The sequence below is a fragment of the Methylophaga lonarensis MPL genome (genome assembly GCF_000349205.1).
GTDB classification, from domain to species: Bacteria; Pseudomonadota; Gammaproteobacteria; order Nitrosococcales; family Methylophagaceae; genus Methylophaga; species Methylophaga lonarensis.
The window spans coordinates 1-22,087 of record NZ_APHR01000007.1 but is presented as its reverse complement, the minus strand read 5'-3'; the positions used below and the strand labels follow the sequence as shown (position 1 = coordinate 22,087).

General features: G+C 47.4%; 18 protein-coding genes and 2 tRNA genes. 1 reads left to right on the top strand and 19 read right to left on the bottom strand.

The annotated features are described in order from the left end of the window. The 16 genes from MPL1_RS13170 to MPL1_RS01485 all read right to left on the bottom strand — a co-directional run. Positions 1–466: 3-keto-5-aminohexanoate cleavage protein (locus MPL1_RS13170; protein WP_009725375.1), on the bottom strand; the 466-nt coding region annotated here is incomplete at its 3' end. A 600-nt stretch (positions 467–1,066) separates the two neighbouring features. Then, positions 1,067–2,098 (bottom strand): ATP-grasp domain-containing protein, encoded by a 1,032-nt coding sequence (locus MPL1_RS01560; protein ID WP_009725374.1) that lies wholly within the window; start codon positions 2,096–2,098, stop codon positions 1,067–1,069. A gap of 7 nt (positions 2,099–2,105) precedes the next feature. Further along, positions 2,106–3,035 carry a sulfotransferase gene (locus MPL1_RS01555; RefSeq protein ID WP_268743740.1) on the bottom strand — a complete coding sequence of 310 codons (930 nt, stop codon included), beginning with the start codon at positions 3,033–3,035 and terminating at the stop codon, positions 2,106–2,108. A gap of 101 nt (positions 3,036–3,136) precedes the next feature. Further along, positions 3,137–4,381, bottom strand: coding sequence for a type III PLP-dependent enzyme domain-containing protein (locus tag MPL1_RS01550; protein WP_009725372.1), 1,245 nt, complete (start codon positions 4,379–4,381; stop codon positions 3,137–3,139). A 149-nt stretch (positions 4,382–4,530) separates the two neighbouring features. Continuing rightward, complete coding sequence (locus MPL1_RS01545) at positions 4,531–5,703, bottom strand: DegT/DnrJ/EryC1/StrS family aminotransferase (RefSeq protein ID WP_009725371.1); 1,173 nt, start codon at positions 5,701–5,703, stop codon at positions 4,531–4,533. Continuing rightward, entirely contained in the window at positions 5,700–7,220 is a 1,521-nt protein-coding gene (locus MPL1_RS14415; RefSeq protein WP_009725370.1) for an NAD-dependent epimerase/dehydratase family protein, read from the bottom strand. The genes MPL1_RS01545 and MPL1_RS14415 overlap by 4 nt, the downstream gene beginning before the upstream one ends. Next, the gene (locus tag MPL1_RS01535) at positions 7,207–7,590 is read right to left on the bottom strand and encodes a MarR family EPS-associated transcriptional regulator (RefSeq protein ID WP_235045497.1); all 384 of its coding nucleotides are present in this window, start codon (positions 7,588–7,590) and stop codon (positions 7,207–7,209) included. The genes MPL1_RS14415 and MPL1_RS01535 overlap by 14 nt, the downstream gene beginning before the upstream one ends. 292 nt (positions 7,591–7,882) lie before the next feature. Next, positions 7,883–8,293 carry a type II toxin-antitoxin system tRNA(fMet)-specific endonuclease VapC gene (gene vapC / locus MPL1_RS01530; protein ID WP_009725368.1) on the bottom strand — a complete coding sequence of 137 codons (411 nt, stop codon included), beginning with the start codon at positions 8,291–8,293 and terminating at the stop codon, positions 7,883–7,885. A 673-nt stretch (positions 8,294–8,966) separates the two neighbouring features. Beyond that, complete coding sequence (locus MPL1_RS01520) at positions 8,967–9,293, bottom strand: HigA family addiction module antitoxin (RefSeq protein ID WP_009725366.1); 327 nt, start codon at positions 9,291–9,293, stop codon at positions 8,967–8,969. Next, the gene (locus tag MPL1_RS01515; protein WP_009725365.1) at positions 9,293–9,571 is read right to left on the bottom strand and encodes a type II toxin-antitoxin system RelE/ParE family toxin; all 279 of its coding nucleotides are present in this window, start codon (positions 9,569–9,571) and stop codon (positions 9,293–9,295) included. The genes MPL1_RS01520 and MPL1_RS01515 overlap by 1 nt, the downstream gene beginning before the upstream one ends. A 310-nt stretch (positions 9,572–9,881) precedes the next feature. After that, entirely contained in the window at positions 9,882–11,063 is a 1,182-nt protein-coding gene (locus tag MPL1_RS01510) for a nucleotide sugar dehydrogenase (RefSeq protein WP_009725364.1), read from the bottom strand. 58 nt (positions 11,064–11,121) lie between these two features. Next, positions 11,122–11,376: a BrnA antitoxin family protein gene (locus MPL1_RS01505; protein ID WP_009725363.1), complete on the bottom strand. Its 255-nt coding sequence runs from the start codon at positions 11,374–11,376 to the stop codon at positions 11,122–11,124. Between the two features lie 163 nt (positions 11,377–11,539). Further along, complete coding sequence (gene glmS / locus MPL1_RS01500) at positions 11,540–13,507, bottom strand: glutamine--fructose-6-phosphate transaminase (isomerizing) (protein ID WP_009725362.1); 1,968 nt, start codon at positions 13,505–13,507, stop codon at positions 11,540–11,542. 49 nt (positions 13,508–13,556) lie between these two features. Further along, positions 13,557–15,494, bottom strand: a complete 1,938-nt coding sequence (locus MPL1_RS01495) for a nucleoside-diphosphate sugar epimerase/dehydratase (RefSeq protein ID WP_235045496.1) — start codon at positions 15,492–15,494, stop codon at positions 13,557–13,559. Between the two features lie 141 nt (positions 15,495–15,635). Beyond that, positions 15,636–15,712 (bottom strand) — tRNA-Arg (locus tag MPL1_RS01490). A gap of 41 nt (positions 15,713–15,753) precedes the next feature. Then, positions 15,754–15,830, bottom strand: a tRNA-Pro gene (locus MPL1_RS01485). Between the two features lie 141 nt (positions 15,831–15,971). On the opposite strand from MPL1_RS01485, the gene folD reads away from it, so the two are divergent. Further along, entirely contained in the window at positions 15,972–16,826 is an 855-nt protein-coding gene (gene folD, locus MPL1_RS01480) for a bifunctional methylenetetrahydrofolate dehydrogenase/methenyltetrahydrofolate cyclohydrolase FolD (protein WP_009725360.1), read from the top strand. A gap of 44 nt (positions 16,827–16,870) precedes the next feature. Here the strand turns inward: folD and MPL1_RS01475 are convergent, their stop codons facing one another. From MPL1_RS01475 to cysS, 3 genes are all read right to left on the bottom strand, one after another. Continuing rightward, positions 16,871–19,258 carry a phosphoketolase family protein gene (locus tag MPL1_RS01475; RefSeq protein ID WP_009725359.1) on the bottom strand — a complete coding sequence of 796 codons (2,388 nt, stop codon included), beginning with the start codon at positions 19,256–19,258 and terminating at the stop codon, positions 16,871–16,873. Continuing rightward, positions 19,248–20,468 carry an acetate/propionate family kinase gene (locus MPL1_RS01470; RefSeq protein WP_009725358.1) on the bottom strand — a complete coding sequence of 407 codons (1,221 nt, stop codon included), beginning with the start codon at positions 20,466–20,468 and terminating at the stop codon, positions 19,248–19,250. The genes MPL1_RS01475 and MPL1_RS01470 overlap by 11 nt, the downstream gene beginning before the upstream one ends. Before the next feature lie 148 nt (positions 20,469–20,616). After that, positions 20,617–21,999 (bottom strand): cysteine--tRNA ligase, encoded by a 1,383-nt coding sequence (cysS, locus tag MPL1_RS01465; protein WP_009725357.1) that lies wholly within the window; start codon positions 21,997–21,999, stop codon positions 20,617–20,619. Positions 22,000–22,087: the final 88 nt, after the last annotated feature.

Genomic DNA, 22,087 nt, shown 5'->3' with positions numbered 1-22,087 from the left:
AGTTGTTGACGCAKCAGCTTGGGGCTCTGAGCGCACGGCCACACTCATCGCAAAGCCTTCGGATGCGTTTGACCAAGTCCGGATTGCTGGCTGGCATGCGTTTTTCGTTATCCAGCCATAAGTCATCTTCCAGCCCGATTCTGATGGCATCGGTGTAGAGCACGCCCAGCAGATTAGCAGTCAGCTGGACGCGTCCGATCCCACCCACTGACACCAGCCAGGTGGTCGGCAATGAGCCCAGCAAACTGGACACATGCAATAACGAAACTTGGCTGCTGGCAATATTGCCCAATAGGATAATTGCATGTATTGGCGTCTGAAGAACCTGAGCTGAGCTGCAATATTTGATGGTTGGCTTGAAATTTCCTTGAAAACAAAATTGGTCATAGAGCTTTTCCGCCTTGCGTTGATCGCCTACCGGATATCCAAGCTGCTCAAAGGATTTTTTCAGTGATGTCGTACCCATTTTATTCCAGCCAATGCAAAAATACTTGCTTTTATTTCGCGACTTTATTCTAGCGACAAAAAAACGACACTGGCGGAATGAGGAAGCCAATATTATTTTGATTAATTTTTCTATTTTTAAAAACATTTTTACTAATTATTATTTTTTAAGAAAACCATCCGATCAAAGTCTTCTGGCGATAGGAAATAAGGTCACACAAACCGTGACACTCCAATCAAAAAATTGCTCCGACATATTCAAAATCAGACGTGTGAATTTTTTTGTCCTTCATTGTCCGTCATCGGTTAGCCTCAAGAACGATGATAATTCCACATAGTGAATACCCAGAGTATTTTTTGTCAATGATATCCATCCTCAACTGCGTGAATGCTCGACACCAAAGTTTTAGCGATGCCCTTAAAGCTCATTATTTATTCCTTATAAGTTCGGACAAATACGGCTTATATGATTCGCTTTATCTACTAATTAAAATGCGAAAAATACTAAATATATCATTAAAGAAAAATTAGAGCGGTCAAAAGAAAAGATAAATTACTTAACCCGCGGTCTCGCTTTACTCATAAAAAATTACCAGAGGTCGTCACAGAGAAATTTTAATTTTTACACATGGCCAGATGAACGGCTTTTTGCGATCATTGGCACAAGATCTTTAAACCCAGTTATGCCAGATTTAGAGTGGAAGCAATTTCCTGCAGCCTCCCTGCCGCTTGCCCAGGCTATAAGTGCTGCTGGGACATTCGCTCCTGCCAAATGGTGAAATGGATAATCTCCTGTAAACCTCGGGTTTATATCGATGGCTTTATAAACACCATCTTCCTCAAGAAAGTCTAAACCCCAAATTCCTCGATGCGCCGTAAGTTCGCTAAATGCTCTGGCAATGACTGTATATGGTTCCCTATCCAAGCTGGTTGCCCAGTCGCTCTCACCTGAGCGCATAGAGTGAACCTCACAGGAAAAATGTGCACAGTACACACCGTTTAAATCATTTAAGACACCAAGACAAACTTCTCGGCCGCTGATTGCTTGTTGTATCAATACCAACTCATCTTCAGGTAAAGAGATGTATTGATTGCCACCAGATGCCATTGTTTGTTTGACTGCGGCATTGTAAGCAGACTTCAATTCCATCACGTTGTTGCAAATAGCCAACCCCAATGAACCGAAACCTGCTCTCGCTTTCACGATTAAAGGAAAGGTCATTTCATCGTTATGAATTGCCTCAAAAGCACTGGACAGGCTGATCGTTGTTTTCGGTACTGGAATGCCTTTTTGTTCGAGAAGGTTGGTACTCTCATATTTGTCCAGAGAAATTCTCCCCCACTCCGCTGTTGGTATGGTGTGGGCTATTCCAGCATCCGAGAGCCACTGTTGATCCTGACTCAGCATATACACGTCGAGGTCATGCAGAGAACACAACAGTCCCACATCATATTTCTGACACACCTCGGCAAGAAATGGTGTGTATTCTGAGTGGTTAGCCGGAGGTGTAACAACTGCAATATCCGCGGCAAACATGCCCGCTGTATTGCTATACATATTCGCGCCAATTACCTGCCCTTTGCCATCAAGGGCAGTCTTGAAATAATTCACTAGATAACTTCGGCGCCCAACGCTTGTTAGAAGGACATTCACTTTGCATTCACTCCTGGCTTGCCTCAAGGAGTTGATATTCTTTTTTTAAGTGCTTCAATTCATGTTCACTCAAGCGTATTGTATTTCCAGATTTGTATGTAGCCTCTATCTGACTCAAATCACGTACAAATTCAGGCATTAGAAATCTATCAGCAAGATTAACGATAAACTCTCGCGGTTGCTTACATACTGTCTCGTATGAAACCTCAAACCAGCGGTCTTCTGGAAGATCTTTTATTTGATTTTGAATCGCGCGCTCAGTGAAAAGTACCTGGCCAGCAACCTGTGTAGCTGGGGATGCATCTTTCAAAAAGCTATATTCTTTTGGTTTTACAGACCACCATATATTGTCGCTACCATAATACTTTACTCTTGCCTCACTCATAGACTGCATCAAATACAATGGATCTCGCTTTACATGGATAATTTTCAGCTCGGGCATTTTTTCCGCAAAGTATGCTAGGTTGTACTGAAGCATCATGATTTTAGATATGAACGGCTTTCTGTAAACCGACTGGATGCTCGCGAGCTCTTGTCTAATGTTGTCAATACGAACCTGCCCTAACTCCGCTTCAGTGAGGTGGCCTGGATCGTGAATTGGAAAAAATCGCCTCCAGAAGTGAAAAAACTCATTGATACCCAATGCACCACTTGTTTTCCCAACATTTGAAGAGAACTCGCTCCTTGAGCGTAAATCAGAAAATTCGTTGCCCAGATCATATTCGGGATTCATAAGTAGCTGCTGTATAAGCGCACCGAGATATGGTGCGTATGCGAATCTCGAAAGTAGATTACTCGGATATGATACAGCACCTGTCGCTGCCAACAGTTGAGTCATAAAAGTGGTACCTGATCGTGGGCATCCGACAATCCCAATTACGGGATACTCAGGGTTGGAAAAGCTTTGATTAACCTCTTGCTGTATGGGCTCCAGCATAATTCTTAACCGCGAAATCAAATGGTCAAGTCTTTCGTTAGGTTGGAAAATCTCGGTTCGATCATTCGCATGCTTGAGTATGTGAGATTCCATAATCGTCCTTACCTACTGAAATTATTGAGATAATCTTCGATTGAAACCTTGCCCCGAAGTATTCTCCATCCATCGTTACAATACTCATATACAGGGGGACTAGTTCGTATGAAGTCAGGACTGCTGACCATCGAGTATGCGCCAACGCTAGAGGTAATCAGAATATCACCAGCGGCAAGGGGCTTTTTGAAACCTCGATAAATGACGTCGTGTTCTAAGCAAGTGTAACCAGCAATATCGACAGGAGTACCTCTACGTATACCCTCCGCAACATCAGGACTCTGAATGCAGGTAGTTGGAAGATCAAAAGTATTAGGGACTATTTTGATATGATGAGAAGCGCCACTGGTTACAGCGAACCAGTTATCGTCAATTTGCTTAACATGCTCAACACGGAAAGCATAATCGAATACGTTCCCAAGCAACCCAACACCTGGCTCCACAATGAGCTCTGGCCCGGAGCTTCCGTATCGCTCAATCAACGGTCTACAAATAGCATCAGCGTAGTCATCGAATGTGGGTGGTTGAATAGAAAACTGTTTACTAAGATCTTCAGACATACGACCACAAAGTCCACCACCCATATCAAGAAATTTCGGCCCTTGCACACCAAAAATCTGATCTGCAATTTCAATGAGGCGATCAACCCGCCTAGTATACGAAGCAGCAGAACGGTCGAAGGAGGTATGGCAATGAAGGCCCTCAAGATGAATATTACTTTTTCCGACTAATATCTCCGCGGCTGAGTGTAATTCGCCACTCTTTTCACTGAGGCCAAATCTGGAGTTACGATCTTTCCAAGCGAGATCAAGATTGCAGCGAAGTCCGACTCTAACATCTCCATCGAACTCCGAGGCTAGTCTGAGAACTTGCCTCGCTTCACTCAGGCTATCAATGTTGATGAGAGAACGGTTTGAGAACGCTAAACGTAGCTCCTCATCTGATTTTGTTGGACCATTAAAAAGTATTCTGTCTCCAGTCACACCGAGTTTTTGCGCCATTATATATTCGCTTCCAGAAACAACCTCTGCGTACAGCCCCAGTTTGAAGGCCATCTTGCACAGCTCTGGTAAATGGTTAGTTTTGTATGAATAACCAATACTCACATTGCTGTAGTGCTTACGGAAAGCTTTACTAAGTGCTTCAACATTTGCTACGAAACGATCCGTGAAAGCGATAAATGCAACGCCTTCAGTCTGTTCTAGTAAATAAGAAAGTTCTGCCCAACTGTAAAGAGTGTCAGAATCAGTCACTCATGTCTCCCAACTTATGTTCGTAGTATTGATCAAATCATGGCCTCTAAAGCCAGCCTAAACTGGCAAGCAAAAACAATATACTCTTCGATATCGTCTACGTGATATGCACACTCACGTAAATAAAGAGTATGGCAATTTTAATTGACTCATACCTTACAGATTTTCATGTGGATGATTTGGCAGACAGTCTCGATACTTTTTGCCGAGAGTGCATTGCCTGTTGGCAAAACTACCACCCGATCTGCTACATTCTGGGTAATTGGCAACAACAACTCTGCATGCGGATATAAGTCTCGATATGGCAGCATCTTATGACATCCAGGCCAGAAATATTTACGCGCCAGCACATTTTCAGCATGCAGGGCCTCTATGATTTGATCACGGTTGACGGGGCAGTCTTCACCAACTTCCATCACTACATATTGAAAGTTATTTTGCTCATTTTCATCAAAGGCGAAGACGCTCACTCCCGGCAGATCATTTAGCCCCTGTTGATAAGCTCGGTAATTTTCTTCATTTCTGAGAACGACCTCATTAAGATTATCCAGGTTCACGAGCCCCATGGCCGCATTAATCTCGGTCATTTTGCCGTTAGTACCGGGGTGAATCACATTATCCAGTCCAGCAAAACCAAAGTTACGCATTAGCCGCATTTTCTCGGCCAGTTTGTCGTTATTAGTTAGAACTGCTCCACCCTCAAAGGTATTGAAGAACTTGGTGGCATGGAAACTCAGCACTTCGGCCTCGCCGAAATTACCGATCATCGTACCTTTATAAGAACAGCCAAAAGCGTGGGCGGCATCAAACATCAATTTAAGATTGTGCTCATCTGCAATTTCCTGCAATTCATCGACTGGTGCGGCATGTCCCCATAAATGAACGCCGATAATTCCAGTAGTTTTTGGCGTAATCATTTTTCGAACCGCATCGGGATCGAGGCAATGCGTCACTGGATCTATATCTGCAAAAACGGGAGTGATTTCTTGCCAGTGCAGAGCGTGGGCAGTAGCAATAAACGTGTATGAAGGCAGGATCACTTCGCCAGTAAGTTCCAGAGCTCGAATGGCAATTTCAAGAGCAATAGTGCCATTGCACATCGCCACGCAGTGCTTGACCTGGTGATGATTGGCAATGCGTTGCTCTAATTCTTGAACCAATGGACCATTATTACTCAACCATTTGCTTTCAAAAATTTTGTCGACATATTTCTGAAAGCTGGCCTTGTCACCCATATTTGGGCGTCCGACATGAAGCTTTTCTGGAAATGCAGGAGGCGCACCGTTTATCGCTAAATCTGACTTGGAAGAAATTGATTTCATTCAGTGATATCCGAATTTAAGGAGGTCTTATTTTGTGATTGATTATCTGTGTAAAACAACTTGTACCACTCAGCAAAGCGAGCGATTCCAGAATCAATTGACGTAGTTGGCTTGAATCCGGTATCGGCCATCAAATCATCAATGTCTGCATAGGTAATGGGCACATCACCGGCTTGCATCGGCAGGCTGTTTTCAATGGCTTTCTTGCCACAGGCGTTTTCAATAGCGGTAATGAAGTGCCGTAATGTCACGGGTTGGTTATTACCGATATTGTAGATTTTGTACGGAGCCTGGGCATTGGTGATTTTGTTGCCGGAATGGTTGGACTGGATTGCCACGTCGCTGCGCTCCTCGCAATGACGGTTCTCTTGGTTAGACTGGATTGCCGCGTCGCTACGCTCCTCGCAATGACGATTGTTTTTGTCGTCGTGGATTCCCGCCTGCGCGGGAATGACGGAGTTGGGCGCGGGAATGACGGAGTTGGGTGCGAGAGTGTCGGGGGTGGGCGCAGGAATGACGATATTGGGAGCGGAAGTCGCAGTCGTGGTCGAGGAAGTGTCTGACTCGAGTTGTGGTGGTTTAACCATCACCCGCAGAATGCCATCAACGATGTCGTCGATGTAGGTAAAGTCTCGCTTCATTTGGCCGTGGTTGTAGATATCAATCGGTTTGTCTTCCAGGATAGCCTTGGTGAACTTGTAGTAGGCCATATCAGGACGGCCCCACGGGCCATACACCGTGAAAAATCTTAACCCTGTCGTTGGAATACCATAAAGATGACTGTAGGTGTGTGCCATCAATTCATTGGCTTTTTTGGTGGCCGCATACAGGCTGATGGGGTAGTCGACCCGATCCTCAGTACTGAAAGGCTGTTTGATGTTCATGCCGTAAACCGAGCTGGATGAGGCATACACCAAGTGACCGACCTTGGCATGTCGACACCCTTCAAGAATATTTACAAAGCCGATCAGGTTGCTATCAACATAGGCATGCGGGTTTTCCAATGAATAACGAACTCCCGCCTGGGCTGCCAGATTGACCACAATGTCGAAATGGTGGGTTTTGAATAAGGACTCGATGGCAGCTCGATCGGCCAGGTCCATTTTTATGAATTGGTATTCTGGGCTTGTTTTTGAGACGGACTGGATTCCCGCCTGCGCGGGAATGACGGAAGTGGGCACGGGAATGACAGAGGTAGGTGCTGACAAGTCGGAGGTGGGCGCAGACACCGCGGAGTTTTTATTGACTACCGTTTCAGAATTCTGGGTTGCCGCGTCGCTGGCGTCATCAGAATCACGAGACTTTGCAGGCGCTGATATCGAAGCGTGAAATTTATCCAGCTCATCCAATCGCGCTTGTTTCAGGGCGGGCTCATAGTAGTCATTCAGATTATCGATGCCTATGACATTCGCACCCTCTGACAGCAAAGCCTTGGTCAGGTGAAAGCCGATAAACCCTGCGCTGCCAGTGACCAAAATCCGTTTATTTTTCAGTGCTGTCGTATCATTCGTCTGCATTGCTGTTTGTCTTTTCGAGAATCGGGAGATCGTTCTTGAGTTGTTCGATTTCTGATTGCAGTTGTTCGTACTGCTTCATTTTCTGCTTTAGAAATCGCATGGTGACACTGGCTTTTTCTTCAATACCTTGTGGGGTCAGCTTGTAGATATAGGCCAGTTTGTTTTTGCTGTTACGAAAGTTGTTTGCTTTGAGCACGCCCTTTTCGATCAAGGCTTTGAGGCAGAAATTTGTTTTGCCCAGGCTGATGCCGAGTTCTTTGGCGATTTCACGCTGACTGATCTCCGGATTTTCTTCAACCAGTTTGAGAATCTTGTAGCGGTATTCATCGGTAAGCATGTGTTGCCTGATGTGTTCATCTATTGAACGCACGATACCGGAAACCATGTACGGTGTAAATGCTTGTGGGCTGTTATGGTTGAGCTTTCGGTCTGGATAGACTGGGAAATAGGCTGAAAGGTTGGTTTGAGATCCCTCGGCAGGCTCGGGATGACATTCGATTGTGGGGAGGCTGTAGGCATTATTATCTAGCCATAGCCGTGCGTGGATTCCGGGTAATTGCTAGGGCAATTCCCGGAATGACGATCTTATGTCACGCGGACTTTGATGGTGGTTTGAGATTCTTCGGCTTCGCTCAGAATGACATTCGGTCGTGCGGTTTCCCCTAGACATTATTGTCCAGCCAATTTTGCAGGCGTAATCCTTCTACACGTTCAAACTCTTTGAGATTATTACTCACCAGTATCGCGCCTATACTTCTGGTATGAGCCGCAATGTGTATATCATTCACACCGATAGGCTGACCTTGCCGCTCCAATTGGGCTCGAATATCCCCATAGTGATAAGCGGCTTTTTCGTCATAACTCAGAATCTCCAGACGACTGCAAAAATCTTCTACAGCGCGTGAATTTTTCTCTCGATATTGGCTTTTTTCAACACCGTGTAACAGCTCGGCCAATGTGATTGATGATATTGCGAGGTGTCCAGCCGCTTCGTTGAATTTGCCAAGAACTTCAATTGGCCGTCGTTTGATCACATAGATGCAAATATTCGTATCCAGAAGATACTTAATCATCTAGTGGTTCTCTTGGACTATCTGTTTGCTCTGCGCGATCTGTCATGAAATCATCAGATACGGTGTTTTCGGGTGATAAAAAGAAGCTGTCCCAGCTCTGCTCCAAAGGCTGATGACGCGATCAGGGCCAAGCGTTCGAATCATGACATGCTTCACCGACTGTGAAAAACGAACAGCCAGTGGCAGACGGACAGCTTGGGTTTTATTGTTTTCGAACAGTTTAGTTTTGATCATGGTGACACCTATATATCTTCGGTATATATTATCAATTGCAGCATCACACAATCAAACTTTTGATCGGCCAGATTAATTACTGAATCATAGAGGTGGTTTGAAATTCTTCAGCTTTGCTTAGAATGACATTCGGTTTTTGGGTTTCCACAGGTATTTTATTTTGCCAAGGCTGTGCGTGGATTCCGGGCAATTGCTAAGGCAATTCCCGGAATGACGAGCTTATGTTACGCGGACTTTGATGGTGGTTTGAGATTCTTCGGCTTTGCTCAGAATGACATTCGGTTTTTGGGTTTCCGCAGGTATTTTATTTTGCCAAGGCCGTGCGTGGATTCCGGGCAATTGCTAGGGAAATTCCCGGAATGACGATCTTATGTTACGCGGACTTTGATGATGGTTTGAGATCCCTCGACAGGCTCGGGATGACAAGTTGAATTGTAATTTACGCAGTAGCCGCTTGACTCATCGATGGTTCATCAAACTTCATTCTTCGAAGTGACTGTGTATTAACCTGTTGTCGTGCTTGCCAGAGATCGTAACTTTCCTGAAGCCTCAACCAGCTCTCGGCAGAGCCGCCAAGAACAGCGGATAACTTAACTGCCATTTCTGGTGAGAGATCAGATTTTCCGTTTAACAAACGATTAAAAGTGCTGGGTGCGACACCCAGCGCTGAGGCAATTTTGTTGGCTGACACATGCTCGAACGGCTCGATATATGTTCTGTAGATCAATGCACCAACGTGTGGTGGTTGATGTTGTTGATAAGTCATTAGTGATAATCCTCGTAGTTGACAATGTATGCGTCACCGTCTTTAAATTCAAACACAATTCGCCAATTACCAGAAACATTCACAGCCCACTGCCCTTTCAAATTTCCTTCGAGTGCATGGAGCCTATAGCCCGGTTTATCCATATCATCAATATCAGCGGCGGCATACAAAAAGGCTAATCGATCGGCTAACTTTTCAGCATGTTTGGCCTGAATTCCAGCCTTGCTTCCTGTGGTGAAGAACTTCTCTAGTCCTTTATGTTTGAAGCTTTTTATCATTACTGCATCTTACCTTTATTGTGCTTATTGCGCAATGAGGAATAGCGCATGATTGTCATGATTTTCTATCACTATTACAGGCCGTTGTATTTTGTATCCAGCCTGAGAATCAGTGCATGGATTCCGGGCAATTGCTAGGACAATTCCCGGAATGACGATCTTATGTTCTGCGGACTTTGATGGTGGTTTGAGATCCCTCGGCAGGTTCGGGATGACAGTGTTTTAGCTCTTACTGAAGTTGTTTTTTTACTTGTCATTGCGAAGCCGCAGGCTGTGGCAATCCAGCTCGGCAGTGACAAGTATGCCTCAGCTAATCCTTACCAAACAGATCTCGTGTGTAGACCTTATCGCTGATATCACGCAGTTCGTCGGTCATCCGGTTAGCAATAATGACATCTGACATGTCTTTAAACGCCTGTAAATCTTTGACGACCTTTGAGTTGAAGAAGTCCGATTGTTCAAGCACCGGCTCGTAGATGACTACATCAATACCCTTGGCTTTGATCCGTTTCATGATGCCTTGAATGGCTGAGGCGCGGAAGTTATCAGATCCTTGTTTCATCACCAGTCTGAAGATGCCCACTACCTTTGGCTTTTTCCTGATGACCTGTTCTGCAACAAAATCTTTGCGCGTGGTATTGGCATCAACAATGGCTGAAATAAGGTTATTGGGGACGTTCTGGTAATTGGCCAATAGTTGTTTGGTGTCTTTTGGCAAACAGTAGCCGCCGTAACCAAAGGATGGGTTGTTGTAGTGATTGCCGATACGGGGATCAAGGCCGACGCCTTCGATGATTTGCCGGGTATCCAAACCGTGGGTTTCGGCGTAGCTGTCCAGTTCGTTAAAGTAGGCAACCCGCATCGCGAGGTATGTATTAGAGAACAGCTTGATGGCTTCGGCTTCTGTCGCATTGGTAAACAACACCGCGACATCTTGTTTGGCGGCACCTTGCAGCAGTAACTGGGCAAACTGCTCAGCTCGCTCACTACGTTCGCCTACCACAATACGTGATGGGTAAAGATTGTCGTATAGCGCTTTGCCTTCGCGCAGGAATTCCGGTGAAAAAATGATCTTCGGAGTACTGTTGGAAGTCGAGGCATAACGCTGCTTCACTGATTCTGTATAACCTACAGGAACCGTCGATTTGATAACCATGGTCGCATCAGGATTGATGGACAGTACATCTTCGATGACCGCTTCAACACTTTTGGTATTAAAGTAGTTGGTGTCAGGATCATAATCAGTTGGCGTGGCGATAATGACAAAATCGGCATTGCTGTATGCCTGATGCTTATCAAGTGTTGCCGAGAGATTTAAGGGTTTGTTTGCCAGGAAGTCTTCGATTTCCGCATCAATAATCGGTGATTTTTTGTTGTTCAGCAGATCAACTTTTTCCTGAATGATATCCAGCGCGACCACTTGATGATGCTGTGCCAGCAAAACCGCCAGCGAGAGTCCGACATATCCTGTTCCTGCAACTGCAATTTTCATAGGCAATCCATTAAGTCGTTTTAATTATTTAATCATAAAAGTTTTGCAAAAATATGATTCAATCAATTTTAGTATTTGTCTGTTGCAGGTCCATTTCAAGCTGCTTTCGTAGCAGACTATTGATGAGCGTCTGATAGCCAATGTGTTGCTCACTGGCCTTCTTCTTCAAAAAAATTAATAGATCGTCATCCAATCGCAAGGTTGTACTTACTTTTTTCGACTTGTAGAAACGAGCTCTAACACCAGAGCTAAAGTCATATTCATCCTTGAGCTCATAATCATCGAATTTTGAATGTTCTTTAGATTCTTTCATATTGCTGCCTCTCTGTGCTGGTCGCATATCTTGCCGAAATAATGCGGATTATTTCCTCTCCAGAATCAGAAAAGTACATGTTTGCAACAACAAGGATTTTCGCCTGCCTTGTGACTCCTGCACTGCTACATCTTTTTTCAAAATAACTCAGTCGTCAACACCACTACTCAACCGTAACCGATTTAGCTAGATTGCGTGGCTGATCTACATCGGTGCCTTTGATAAGCGCGACATGGTAGCTGAGCAATTGCAGCAAAATGTTATAGGTAATCGGTGCGGTAATCCGTCCCACGTTGGTGGTCGCCTTGACTACTTTAAAGCCACTGTCTGAGCTGATATCAGATCGCTCATCCTCAAAGACAATCATTTGCCCTCCACGGGCTTTGACTTCCTGCAAGTTGGATTTGAGCTTTTCCAGAAGATCATCCAGCGGTGCAATGGCGATCACCGGCATGTTTTCGTCGATTAGCGCCAGAGGCCCGTGCTTAAGCTCACCTGCTGGATAGGCTTCGGCGTGAATATAGCTGATCTCCTTGAGCTTGAGCGCACCCTCCATGGCAATGGGATACATGGTGCCTCGCCCCAAAAACAGTGCATGTTGTTTGTCGGCAAAGGTTTCTGCAATGTCGATGATTTCCTGCTCATGCATCAGCGCTTGTTGAATCAGGTTGGGCAGTTTTTGCAAACCATTGGTGATGAGGTTTTCCCGTGACTCAGGTATGGTTCTTTTGACCTTGCCAATACTGGTTAACAATAAGGCCAGCGCCACCAGCTGTGTGGTGAATGCCTTGGTTGAGGCGACACCGATTTCGGGACCGGCATGAGTTAAAAACACCATATCGGCTTCGCGAGTCAAACTGCTTTCGGCAACATTACAGATTGTCAGCGTTGAAATACCGGATAGTTCAGGAACATTCGTTTCATTAGCCGCATGTTCAGATGACTGCGACTGACGCATTGCTTTTATCTGCTGCAAGGCTGCCAGCGTGTCGGCAGTTTCACCCGACTGGCTGATGGTGATAAACAAAGTGTTGTTTTCAACCACCGGATTGCGATAGCGAAACTCACTGGCAACTTCGACCTGACAAGGGATACGGAAGATATCCTCTGCCCAGTATTTGGCCACCATTCCGGCATGGTAGCTGGTGCCACAGGCAATGATGTGCAAGCGCTCTATCTTCTGAAAAACGGTCTCTGCCTGATGACCAAAACTCGACACCAGCACTTGTTCCTGCGTGATGCGGCCTTCAAGCGTGTCGATGACCGCCTGCGGTTGTTCAAAAATCTCTTTATGCATGTAGTGGCGATGTTCGCCAAGCTCTACTGCCGTAATATTCAAGGATGATTGTTTTACTGGTCGCTCAACCCACTCGCCTGCTGAGGTACTGAAGATTTTCACGCTGTCCCGAGTCAGTTGAGCAACATCACCATCTTCCAGAAAAATAAAGTTCTGGGTCACTGGTAACAAGGCTGATACATCCGAGGCAATAAAATGCTCACCGATACCAATGCCAATGACCAGTGGACTGCCTTTTCGTGCCGCGACCAGGGTATCGGGATCATCGGTGGTGACCACGCCCAGCGCATAAGCGCCCTCAAAATCAGCAACGGCCCGAATCACTGCCTGAAACAGTCCTTTACCGGCTTGAGAAGCAATGCTCTGCTCAGACTGACTGGCTGGATTATCGGGAGACGCTGAAAGTTCAGCACCCGCGAGGTAATGATAGATGGCATGCGCGACCACTTCGGTGTCTGTTTCAGATGTGAAGCGGTAACCCTGCTCAATCTGTCTGGCTTTGAGTGATTGATAATTTTCGATAATGCCGTTGTGAACCACCGCAACTCGATGGTTACAAATATGCGGATGGGCATTATGTTCGGCAGGAATGCCGTGCGTGGCCCAGCGTGTGTGCGCGATGCCAAGTTGTCCGGCAAAAGGCTGTGCCAGCACATCAATTTTTTGTTCGAGTTGTTTTATTTTGCCAAGCGATCGCACTCGGCGCAGTTCTGCTTCTGAATCAAGCAGGGCCATGCCTGATGAATCATATCCGCGATATTCCAGACGGCGTAAACCTTCCAATAAGATCGGCGCCACATTCCGCTCGGCGATACCGCCAACAATTCCGCACACCTGTTTAACTCTCCTGCTGGTTGCAAATGGTGATTATACCTGAGCAGGCTTAATCAGGCCTTAACCAGTCTTCGATATCACATTGTGGTTGATAGCCATCGACATGATCACAAAGCAATTGTCTAACCGCTTGGTAGTCATCCTCAATCACCGCTTTTTCCAGATCTTGCAGGATAGTGCCCAGCTCATCCCAAGGAATGATGCGTTCATTGGCTGTCATGATTTTGGGATGCACGGTGGGCGTGTCGTTGTCGCCAATCAACAGTTCCTCGTAGAGCTTCTCACCATGTCGAAGGCCTGTGAAAATAATTTCAATATCTCCATCAGGATGTTTTGAATCTCGCACAGTAAAACCACTGAGATGAATCATGCGTCTGGCCAGATCAACAATCTTCACCGGCGTGCCCATATCCAATACAAATACATCACCACCCTGCCCCAGGGCCCCGGCCTGTATCACCAGTGTTGCCGCCTCCGGAATCGTCATAAAATAACGAATGATTTCAGGATGGGTCACGGTCACCGGTCCACCGGAGGCAATTTGCTGTCGAAACAGCGGCACCACAGAGCCGGATGAATCCAGCACGTTACCGAATCGAACCATGGTAAACCGGGTATGGGAATGTGCCTGTTTGTCCGCAGCCAACCCTTGCAACACCAATTCTGCCATGCGCTTGCTTGCACCCATGGTATTGGTCGGGCGAACAGCCTTGTCAGTTGAGATCAGCACAAATGTTTCAACACCGCACTCAATCGCTGACTGTGCACAATTGAGCGTGCCAAACACGTTGTTGCGTAAGCCCTCTCGAATATTTTTTTCCACCATGGGTACATGCTTGTAGGCAGCTGCATGGTATATGGTATTCACCGAAAAACGACGACACACTTTGTTTAGCCGGGCTTGATCCAGCACTGACCCCAGGATCACCACCAAGGCATCATCACTGATTGTCTGACGCAATTCCTGTTCAATGTTGTACAGGGCAAACTCATTGATTTCGAACAAAATCAGGCAGCGCGGTGACAAACGCACAATTTGCCTACACAATTCTGAGCCGATAGATCCACCAGCGCCTGTGACCATCACTACTTTGTCACGGATGTTGGCTTCCAACAGATCCTGTTGAGGCGCGACAGGTTCACGGCCAAGCAGGTCAGCAATATCGACCTCCCGAATATCTGACACACTGATGCGCCCTTCGGCAAGATCAATAAAGTCGGGCAATGTGCGCACATGCACCGGGTAGGATTCCAGTCTTTCAATAATCTCGTTACGAGCACTACGTGACAACGATGGCATCGCCAGTAATACGTCACGAACCCGGTATTTATCCATTAATGCGGCAAGGTTTTCGAAAGGATGTACCACAATCCCGTTGATGACCTGTTTGTGCAACGAAGGCGCATCATCGATGAAGGCAACCGGATTCAACTGATTGCTCATCTTCAGCATCGCGGCCAGTTGCGCACCTGCATGGCCGGCACCGTAAATAATCACCGGCGGAATGTGTCTGCGGCTCCTGAGGTTAAGCCGTTTAACATCACTGCTACGTGTGAACACCCAACGGGCCAGCAAACGTGTCCCGCCCGTCAGAATCAACAACAAGATCGCATTGATACCAAATACGGTTCGCGGCACCACACCCGCCAGCGGTCCGGCAAACAACACCAGCGCCATAAACAAAAGCGTAAATAGCAATACGGCACGAATAATCGCCCATATCGCATCCATGCCGATGTAACGAATCACGGCTCGATACAGTCCGAACTTGATAAACACCGGCAGGGCTAGCAAAACAGCCGCAGGAAACAGCCACCATTGATGTGATGGCGGGATGAACAGGGTGCTGAGTCGAAGCGAAAAAGCCAACCAGAGGGCAAAACAGACAGCAAATACATCAACCGAGAGGCTGATCACTCGCTTAACCGGGCGCGGTCGAGTCAAAAACCATTGGCAAATGGCCGCGATGGGGGCACGAACTTTCAAATGCAAATCCTTGTGGCGATTAGAGTCTGTTGTTTTCGCACCGCTGACATGCAGCGAAAACAAGTGCAGATTATTCCACGTCAGATTGTATGCAACAAATGCATGTGTCGTGTTTTTGGAAGATTTTGCTGAGCAAAAGAGTGGCACGCCCGGCAGGACTCGAACCTGCTACCCTCGGCTTAGAAGGCCGATGCTCTATCCAGATGAGCTACGGGCGCATTGAATTTATCTAAGCGAGGACTTGAGAAGAAACTTTAAATGGTCGGGGCAGAGAGATTCGAACTCCCGACCCTCTGGTCCCAAACCAGATGCGCTACCAGACTGCGCTATGCCCCGACGTTTCGAAGGAGTACATCCCCGAAGAAGGCGAAATAATACTCTGCGCTACCAGGTGAGTCAACCACTCATTGATAATTTTTGCCGTCATCCTGACAACGTGCGATCATAGCCGCTTTTGAATTGGTCGGGACCGCGTAGATGACTGCGAATATCATTGATGGCAAGGCAATTGCCGCCGAACTCAAACAAAAGATTAAGGCTGCCACACAGATGCGGCTGGCCACTGGAAAGCGCATTCCCGGACTGGCTGTGGTGTTGATTGGCGACAATCCCGCTTCGCAGGTTTACGTGGGCAGCAAACGTCGCAGTTGTGAAGAAGTTGGATTCAAGTCAGAGTCCTTTGATCTACCGGAAGATACCTCGCAAGAAACCCTGCTGTCCTTGATTGAACGCCTTAACAACGATGACGAGATTGATGGCATTCTGGTTCAATTGCCCCTGCCTGCTCATATCAACGCCGATGCGGTAATTGAACATATCGCGCCACATAAGGATGTTGATGGATTCCATCCTTATAACATCGGCCGATTGGCCCAACGTAACCCTCAACTGCGCCCATGCACACCCAAAGGCGTCATTACCATGCTGCAAAGCACTGGCATTGAGCTCAAGGGCAAGGAGGCTGTCGTTGTCGGCGCTTCAAACATTGTCGGCCGCCCCATGGCGCTTGAATTATTGCTGGCCGGATGCACCACCACTGTCTGTCATCGCATGACCCGTGATCTGCAGTCACATGTGCGTCGGGCGGAAATTCTGGTGGTCGCGGTGGGCAAACCAAACTTTATTCCCGGTGACTGGATTCGCGAAGGCGCAATTGTCATTGATGTCGGTATCAATCGACTCGACGACGGCAAACTCACAGGTGATGTTGAGTTCGAACCGGCCAGTCAAAAGGCTGCCTGGATCACTCCTGTACCGGGTGGTGTGGGTCCAATGACCGTGGCAACCCTGCTGGAAAATACCCTATTCGCCGCCGATCATTTGCATATCTAACATCAATCGCCCTTGCCTGAACATCACAGGCAAGAGCTGATTAATCACTGCTGCCATTGCCAATGGCGTATCTCGGGTAAGTCTTCGCCGTGTTCCCGGATATAACTCGCATGTTCACTGAGTTTTTGTTGAACATAGCTTTCCATTTCCGCTCTTTTTTCTGGCGAAACCTGTGTCAGGTGTCTGAGCGCATTTTCCACTAGATGGAACCGATCCAGACCATTGATCACCGTCATATCAAATGGCGTGGTGGTCGTGCCCTCCTCCTTGAAGCCATGCACATGCAGATTACGATGATTGCGACGTCTATAGGTCAATCGATGAATCAGCATCGGATAACCGTGGTAGGCAAAAATTATCGGCTTATCATCGGTGAACAGAGCATCAAAGGCTTCATCGTCCAGACCATGTGGATGCTCGCTGGCTGATTGAAGTTTCATCAAATCCACCACATTAATGACCCGTATTTTCAGCGCTGGCAGAAACTCATTTAATAACTTCACCGCCGCCAGTGTTTCCATCGTCGGCACATCACCGCAACAAGCCATCACCAGATCCGGTGTCTGACCGCCATCATTGCTGGCCCACTCCCAAACACCAATACCCGCAGTGCAATGTTTGACCGCCGCGTCCATATCCAGCCATTGTGGCGAGGGTTGTTTGCCGGCCACCACCACATTGACATAGTTGCGGCTGCGCAGACAGTGATCCGTCACCGATAAAAGCGTGTTTGCATCAGGTGGCAGATAGACTCTGACCACTTCGGCTTTTTTGTTGACCACATGATCAATAAAACCCGGATCCTGGTGGGAAAAACCATTGTGATCCTGTCGCCAGACATGCGATGACAATAGATAGTTAAGCGATGCAATCGGTTTGCGCCATGGGATCTGATTACAGATTTTCAACCATTTGGCGTGCTGGTTGAACATCGAGTCAATGATATGAATAAATGCCTCATAACATGAGAAAAACCCGTGTCGGCCGGTTAGCAGATACCCTTCCAGCCAGCCTTGGCATTGATGCTCACTGAGCATTTCCATCACCCTGCCATCCATCGCCAGTTTGTCATCTTCCGGCAAGGTTTCGCCCATCCAGGTTCTACTGGTGACTGCCAGTACATCTTGCCAGCGGTTGGAGTTGTTCTCATCAGGACTGAATAAACGAAAATTCCCAGCCTCAAGATTTTGCTGCATCACATCACGCAAAAATTTGCCCATTTCGCGCGTAGCTTCGGCTTTTGTTTGCCCTGGAACGGTGACTTCGACCGCATAATCTTGAAAATCGGGCAAATTCAGTGGCTGTAATAGTTGACCACCGTTGGCATGTGGATTGGCACCCATCCGGCGATTGCCCTCTGGAGCCAGTTCCGCCAGCTCTTTTCTGAGTTTACCGCTGTCATCAAATAACTCTTCTGGATTGTAACTGCGCAGCCATTTTTCCAGAATCTCAATATGACCTTGCTGGTCCATATCGCCCATTGGCACTTGGTGCGAGCGAAAACTGCCTTCGGTTTTCTTGCCATCCACACTTGCGGGGCCGGTCCAACCTTTGGGGGATCGCAGAATAATCATTGGCCAGCGAGGACGGTCGACAATGCCGTGTTGTCGAGCATCCGTTTGAATCTGCTGGATCTGCTGGATTGCCTTGTCCAGCGTAGCTGCCATCTGTTGGTGCATGTAGTGCGGATCATCCCCTTCGACAAAGTACGGCGTGTAACCATAGCCATAAAACAAGGCATGCAACTCGTCATTTGGAATTCGAGCCAGTATGGTCGGACTGGCGATTTTATAACCATTGAGATGCAAGATGGGTAACACGGCGCCGTCTTGTTGTGGATTGAGAAACTTGTTGGAATGCCAACTGGTTGCCAAAGCACCGGTTTCAGCCTCGCCGTCACCGACGACACAGGCCACAATCAAATCGGGATTATCAAATGCTGCGCCATAAGCGTGTGACAGGGCATATCCCAGCTCACCGCCTTCATGGATTGATCCGGGCGTTTCCGGCGCTACATGGCTTGGCACACCTCCTGGAAACGAAAATTGCTTGAACAGACGCTGCATGCCTGCTTCATCTTGGGAAATTTCCGGATAGGTTTCTGTATAACTGCCTTCCAGATAGGTATTGGCAACCAGTGCCGGGCCACCATGTCCGGGTCCGGCAATATAAATCACATTCAGATCGTGTTGTTTGATCACCCGGTTCAGATGCACATAGATAAAATTGAGTCCGGGAGTGGTGCCCCAGTGGCCAAGCAAACGTGGTTTGATATGCGCCGACTCCAGCGGCTGTTTTAACAAAGGGTTATCGAATAGATAGATTTGACCGACGGAGAGATAGTTGGCGGCTCGCCAGTATGCATGCATCATGGCTAACAGGTCTTGGTCCAACGGTTGTGATGTTTCTGTCTCTGAGCGTTCAACTTTCATTGTGACCTTCCTTTTGATAATGCAGGTTCAATAGATCGCACATCGACTGCGCTATGATGAGTTCTTCGTCAGTCGGAATTACCCAGACCGCTATCGGGCTGTCTGCTTTGGATATCTTCAAAGCATTCTGCCTGTTCAAAGCGTCGTCAAGGTGAATGCCAAGAAATGCCAGTTGCTGACATATCTGACTGCGAATTTCGGGCAAGTTTTCGCCAATGCCCCCCGAAAATACGACGCTGTCCAATCCACCCAGTGCTGCAGCGTAGGCGCCAATCTGTTTTCTGGCTTGATAACAAAAACTGTCTATAGCATCAGCAACATTTGAATCATTTGCTCGTTTTGCCAGTAATTGCTGCATATCACTGCTGTATTCAGAAACGCCCGCTAAGCCTGATTGATGGTGAATCATTTGGTCGAACTGTTCAGCGGACATGCCTTCAGTTCGGTTCAGCAAACCAAACAGGCCTGGATCCAGATCGCCACTGCGACTGCCCATCATGATGCCAGCAGCAGGCGTCATGGCCATCGTAGTGTCAATAGATTGCTGATTGATGACAGCCGTCATACTGGCGCCATTGCCAAGATGTGCCAATACGATTTTCTGGTGCTGGATCTGATTGCCTTGCAAAGCATGAAGCATCTGCATCAGGTACTGATACGACAAGCCGTGAAAACCATAACGATAAATGCCTGCATCGTGATAGCGCCGAGGAATTGGCAATAATCTGGCAACGGCCGGCAAATGCTGATGAAACTCGGTGTCAAAACAAACCATCTGTTTTAACTTGGGAAATTGCTCAGAAAATGCTTCGATAAGCTGAATTTCACCGGGTAAATGCTGCGGATCCATGGCGGTCATCGACAACAGTTCATTGATTAATGCTGGGTCGACCCACTGTGGTTTTTTATATCGGTGACCACCATGCACAATGCGATGGCCAATGGCCTTGACTGCGCCAATGTCGAGATTTTGCCGGAACCAGACCATCAGCAGCGAAATCGCTTGCGAATAGTCTGCAGCCTCAACTTCAGTTATCGATTGTTCATCCGTTTGCAGGTTGTTGATGCGCAGGCGGGCTGTTTGCAAGCCTAATCCTGTCAGCTTGCCAGATAGCGTGGCGGTGAGCGATGCACCTACGTTGTACAACGTAAATTTGATGCTGGATGAACCGCCATTGATGGTAAGCAGTTGTGTTTGTGGCGTCGGCATAATCAATCCATGTCTTGAATATGATCATGCCTAGCTGAATTGCTTTGTACAGGGATGGCGAAATTAGCCGGTCAATTGTTGACTTGGGTCAAACATCACGCTGAATGTTCAACCCTGAGCTCCCGGAGGTCCATCACGCTGAGTGACGTTAAATTTTTCGCCAGACGGTTTTGCCAGCTGCGTCCTCAAGCACGATATCCATCGCAGTTAACTGATCGCGAATTTCGTCTGCTTTGGCCCAGTCTTTTGCTGCACGTGCGGCATTGCGCTGTTCTATTAACAGTTCAATGTCTGCTGCGGCACCATCCCCACCACCGGTGAGAAATGCGTCTGCAGATTGACTGAATAAACCAAGCACTTCGCCCAGAGACAATAATAAGCCTGCCAGATGGGCTGACTTTGCGGTGTCCTGCAGCTCACGAGCCTTGTTTAAGGCCTGACGCACATCCGCCAGCACAGACAAGGCCAGCGGTGTATTGAAATCGTCATCCATGGCTTCACGGAACCGTGGTGCAAACTCAGTATCGGTGTGCCAATCAATGGTTGTCGGCTCAATACCACGTAAGGAATGATAAAACCGGGTCAGCGCAGTTTTGGCTTGTTCGAGCTGATCGTCAGCGTAGTTCAGCGGACTGCGATAGTGACTCGACAGAATGAAATAGCGAACTGCCTCGGCAGGGTACTGGCCGATCACTTCCCGCACGGTGAAGAAATTGCCCAGTGATTTGGACATTTTTTCATCATCAATGCGAACAAAACCGTTGTGCATCCAGTAGTTGACATACTGGCAGCCATGCGCGCCTTCAGATTGGGCGATTTCATTTTCGTGATGCGGGAACTGTAAATCCTGGCCGCCACCATGAATATCAAAATGATGGCCGAGACTGTCTGCCGACATTGCAGAACACTCAATATGCCAGCCAGGACGACCGGGTCCCCAGGGTGAATCCCATGAGGGTTCATCGGGTTTGGCTGCTTTCCAGAGCACAAAATCCAGCGGATCGGCTTTGGCTTCGTTTACCGCAACACGCTCACCGGCACGCAAGTCGTCAATATGTCGACCAGATAATTTGCCGTATCCTTCAAATTCACTGACATCGTAATAAACATCGCCATTGTCAGCGACATAGGCCAGTCCCTTGTCGATCAGCGTTTGAATCATCCGGTGCATGGCATCAACGGCATCAGTAGCTCTTGGCTCATGATCTGGCGGTAATACCCCAAGCGCCGCAGCATCGTGGTGCATTTCGGCAATATAACGTTCGGTCAGCTGTTGAATGGATTCACCATTTTCAGCCGCCCGTTTGATGATCTTGTCGTCTATGTCCGTGATATTGCGAATGTAGGTGACATCATAACCACTGGCCCGCAGATAACGCGTCACCACATCAAACACCACCATCACCCGCGCATGGCCAACGTGACACAGATCGTAAACCGTCATGCCGCAGACATACATTTTGACTTTGCCTGGCTCAATGGGTTTAAAGACGTCTTTCTGCTTGGTTAAGGTGTTGTAGAGTTTTAACATCGTTATTTATCTAAAGTCTCTTTTAGACTAATGGTCAGGTTGAACTGACGGAGCATTTGGCAACTGTGATCGTAACGATCACTGACAA